At 45.7% G+C, this 3617-nt stretch carries 2 protein-coding genes and 3 pseudogenes; 4 read left to right on the top strand and 1 reads right to left on the bottom strand.

What is annotated here, in order from left to right; translation table 11 throughout:
• Positions 1-334 precede the first annotated feature (334 nt).
• Positions 335-751 (top strand): annotated as a pseudogene (locus tag J1785_RS02515) (zincin-like metallopeptidase domain-containing protein); the annotation flags it as partial.
• A gap of 692 nt (positions 752-1443) precedes the next feature.
• Here J1785_RS02515 and J1785_RS02510 read toward each other — a convergent pair.
• Positions 1444-2466, bottom strand: coding sequence for an IS110 family RNA-guided transposase (locus J1785_RS02510; RefSeq protein WP_217192146.1), 1023 nt, complete (start codon positions 2464-2466; stop codon positions 1444-1446).
• Positions 2467-2535: 69 nt separating this feature from the next.
• Here J1785_RS02510 and J1785_RS26625 point away from each other — a divergent pair.
• From J1785_RS26625 to J1785_RS02500, 3 genes and pseudogenes are all read left to right on the top strand, one after another.
• Positions 2536-2652 (top strand): annotated as a pseudogene (locus J1785_RS26625) (IS3 family transposase); the annotation flags it as partial.
• A 150-nt stretch (positions 2653-2802) separates the two neighbouring features.
• Entirely contained in the window at positions 2803-3114 is a 312-nt protein-coding gene (locus J1785_RS02505; RefSeq protein WP_217192147.1) for a hypothetical protein, read from the top strand.
• A 9-nt stretch (positions 3115-3123) separates the two neighbouring features.
• Positions 3124-3617 (top strand): annotated as a pseudogene (locus tag J1785_RS02500) (hypothetical protein); the annotation flags it as partial.

Here is a 3617-nt window from a genome sequence, read left to right as displayed (position 1 = left end):
CTCAAACAGCCCCCACATCTCTCCCGGACGGCAGTTGCCTAACGCAAAAAACCAAAAAGCCCGCTTAAGTTTCCTTAAGCGGGCTTCTCTAAATTTGGCTCCTCTGACTGGGATCGCCTTTGCCAGTAACTGGCTAATAAATAGGCTAAACCTGAATTGAGATGCTGTCAAGACCACCAAAATGACCACCAATGGGCAAATGTCATAAAAGCTGATGTGAGATCCCTCATTTCATATGGCGACCGTTACTATGGTGTTCCTCTCCCAAGAAGCGCTGAGCCACACCGGCGGATATATAGTAGCCAATCAACCATTCGGCTGCGGGCAGGCGTGGTTACCGCAGGCGGAAGCGCTTTTCCGTAACAGTGGTGCAACCATCATTGAGAAGGGGCAGAACGCCTTTTTCGCACCATCAACCGACGAAATCCATTTACTGGAACGTCGTCTTTTTAGCGATGCTGTCAATTTCTACGCTACGGGCCTGCATGAGCTGGTTCACTGGAGTGGAGCGAAAAGTCGGCTGAATCGTGAAATGAAAGGGAAGTTTGGCAGTGAGGGGTATGCGTTTGAGGAGTTGATCGCCGAACTGGGAAGCGCGTTCCTGATGGCGGATCTGGGTATCACTGGAGAGGTTCAGCATGAAGGTTATATTGCTTCCTGGCTGAAAGCACTGAAGAACGACAAGCGCTATATTTTCAAGGCCGCCAGCGCGGCATCAAAAGTGCATCGTTTTTTGATGGATAAAGCTTGAGGGCAGGGGAGGAAGTCGCAAAAGAATGCGGCCTTGACCTTATATTACAGTGGGTAGAATTGCGGTGGTGCTAGAGATACAATCTACCTGCGAATTTTCGTGGCACTGGGTGTAGGGAATAATTCGCAGGTTGCAGGGGCGGGCGGCAAAGAGCCCGCTAATCCGTTTTAGATGTATTGGCCCAGACTCGATATGGCGTTGTTCTCTATTAAAACACGATTCAACTTGACAGTTGACAACGAGTGAGGAGCGGAAGTTCTCAGTTGTACTCACCGCTGGTGTGACCCTGACCCGAAATCCTGCTCCATTCGGTAACAGAATTTCGGCATGGTAGATACTCTCCTGAAGGAGGTGGCGCCGATGAAAAAATCACGATTCACCGAAGAACAGATTGCCTTTGCCCTAAGGTGGCCGAATTGGCTACACCGGTGCTGGGGTCTGCAGTAAGCTGAGTATTTCCGATGCCACGTTTTACATCTATGGACTACCTCCGTTTTGCAAGCACTGAATCAGGTTTTAGGTTGTTGCTTACATCTATCCGGCATCAGGAATACCTGTGCCCAAATGGGTAATCCGCACACAATCGCCTCAACAACTGGACGGCCTCGAAGGCCTGTATAAAAATCAGGTTCCGATTGTGCAGGTGCAACCTGCTACCATTTTTCAATACTCTGCAACTTTTAAGGTAAGTATCATATTACTGCTGGCCGATATTCTGTCTCGTTATGAAGAATTGACCAGATAATCCGGGCATTCTTGTTGGCAACTGCCACGGTCGTTTTGTTAAATCCGCGCCGCTCTTTAAGTTGATTAACCCATTGGTTTAGATAGCCATCGTTATTGTTTGTAGCCACTCTGACGACAGCACGGGCACCGTGAATAAGCAGGGTCCGTAGATGCTTGTCGCCTTTTTTCGTCATGTTCATGAGCACCTGTCTGTCTCCGCTAGAGTGTTGACGTGGCACGAGGCCAAGCCACGCAGCAAAATGGCGGCCATTCTTAAATTCGGTCCCTTTACCAATCGCCGCAATAACGGCTGTGGCGGTTTTGGGGCCAATTCCTTTCACTTTAGCAATACGCTGACAGGCTTCAGACTGTTTAAAAACAGTGTCGATCTCTTTATCAAAAAAACCTATACGCCGTTCGAGATCTAAAAAGAGATCATAGAGCTCCGCAATCGTTCTGCGCATACGTGCACTGAGACCATTTTCAGCATCTTCGAGGATCAAGGGAATCGCTCGACAGGCCCTTGTGACAGAGATACCCATGGGGATCCCTCGATCAAGCAGCAAGCCTCGTATCTGACAGACCGTCGCAGTACGATGATTGACAATCCGTTGTCTTGCACGGTGTAAGGCCTGAATATCTTGCTGCTCCGGGCTCTTTGGCGGGACAAGTTTCATCGTAGGCTGCATCAGCGCTATAGCGATCGCCAACGCATCATTGCCGTCATTTTTTTGCCCGCGGACAAAAGGTTTAACATACTGGGGACTGATGACTTTTACTTTATGTCCCAGTTTTTCAAACTCACGCTGCCAGAAAAATGCGCCCGTTGAGGCTTCTATACCAATCAGGCAGGCCGGTATATTGGCTACTGTCTGAAGCAGTATTTTTCGGTCAACGCGTTTCGTGTAAAGGGGTTTTCCAGCCTGGTTTAAGCCACAGAGTTGGAAAACATTTTTAGCCAGATCGATACCCAGATAGACGATATTCATGTTTACTCTCCTGCTGAACGTATTTTGTTCAATTAAGCGCAAAGGGAGGAGGTAGTCCATCCCATTACATGGCACAAGAAATACGGCGGCATTTCGCCCTCAGAGCTGAAGCACATGCGCCTGTTGGAAGAGGAAAACTTGCGCCTAAAGAAACTAGTGGCCGATCTGAGGTTCGACAAGGCGGTGCCGCGGGCGTGCTGGTTCCTGATTATAGCTGAGCATATTCGGGGGAAAGGGTAAATATATGAGGCATAATGTTGAATAAACCTTGACAGTTGAAAAGGTTTTTTACAAATTGTGGTTAGTAGCATCAAAAACAGAAAAGGAGCATTGACTATGTCTGGATCAGGCAGCTTTTCCTCTGGTAGCTCCTCAGGGTTCTCCAGCTGTGAAGTTATAAAATTCTATACAAACATTCGCTCGCCTAACCCCTTGATCGTTAAAAAATTAAAAATAGGTGATATATTAGATATCGAGATTATCGATAATTCTGTATGTGCCTTAAACGAGGACGGCGTTCTAGGTGGTGTCACATCTCCTCAATATTTAGAAAGCTTATACAAATGTCTCGATGGAGGTACAACGTACAAAGCTTCAATATGTGAAATCAACAATGGTCAAATAAAAGTTTTTATCTATTCTACCTAAGGGATGATCATGCATATTATTGGAGGTGTATATCGTGAGATATGTTTGCGCCCTCATTGGAATTATATATATGGCTCAGGTGGGCGTGCTGCATTAGCAATGTGTGAAATGGGGGTAGATATACATTTACATACATACCTTGGTAACGAATATAAAAAATACCTCGAAATTGAGGCCGATTTTTGTAGTGGTAAGCTCACTATCGACCAGTACAAAACTGATGAAAAATTAGAGTTTAAATATATACATGGTTTAGCTCATATTACGCCGCCACAAAGTAAAAATGCTAATGCGGAAATTTATATTAAAACTGAATCAGCTCTCATGTTCGGCATGATTGAATGTAAAACTCGAATTGAGGCAGTTCATGCAGTTTATGATCCACAAAGTACATGTCAAACATTGTCTTTCCGAGACACGGGTTCTACTGCAAAGCATTTAGCTTTAGTTTTAAATGAAAAAGAATTATATGCACTTGCAAATTCGGACTACCTGATTAACTT

It is taken from the genome of Rahnella perminowiae, assembly GCF_019049755.1.
Classification (GTDB): domain Bacteria; phylum Pseudomonadota; class Gammaproteobacteria; order Enterobacterales; family Enterobacteriaceae; genus Rahnella; species Rahnella perminowiae.
Note: the sequence above shows the minus strand (reverse complement) of the source record. Positions and strands in the feature narration are given on the sequence as shown.

What these genes read in the sequence shown, in the direction of transcription:
- J1785_RS02510 (WP_217192146.1), bottom strand. Translation starts at nt 2,466, where the DNA reads ATGAATATCGTCTATCTGGGTATCGATCTGGCTAAAAATGTTTTCCAA.
- J1785_RS02505 (WP_217192147.1), top strand. Translation starts at nt 2,803, where the DNA reads ATGTCTGGATCAGGCAGCTTTTCCTCTGGTAGCTCCTCAGGGTTCTCC.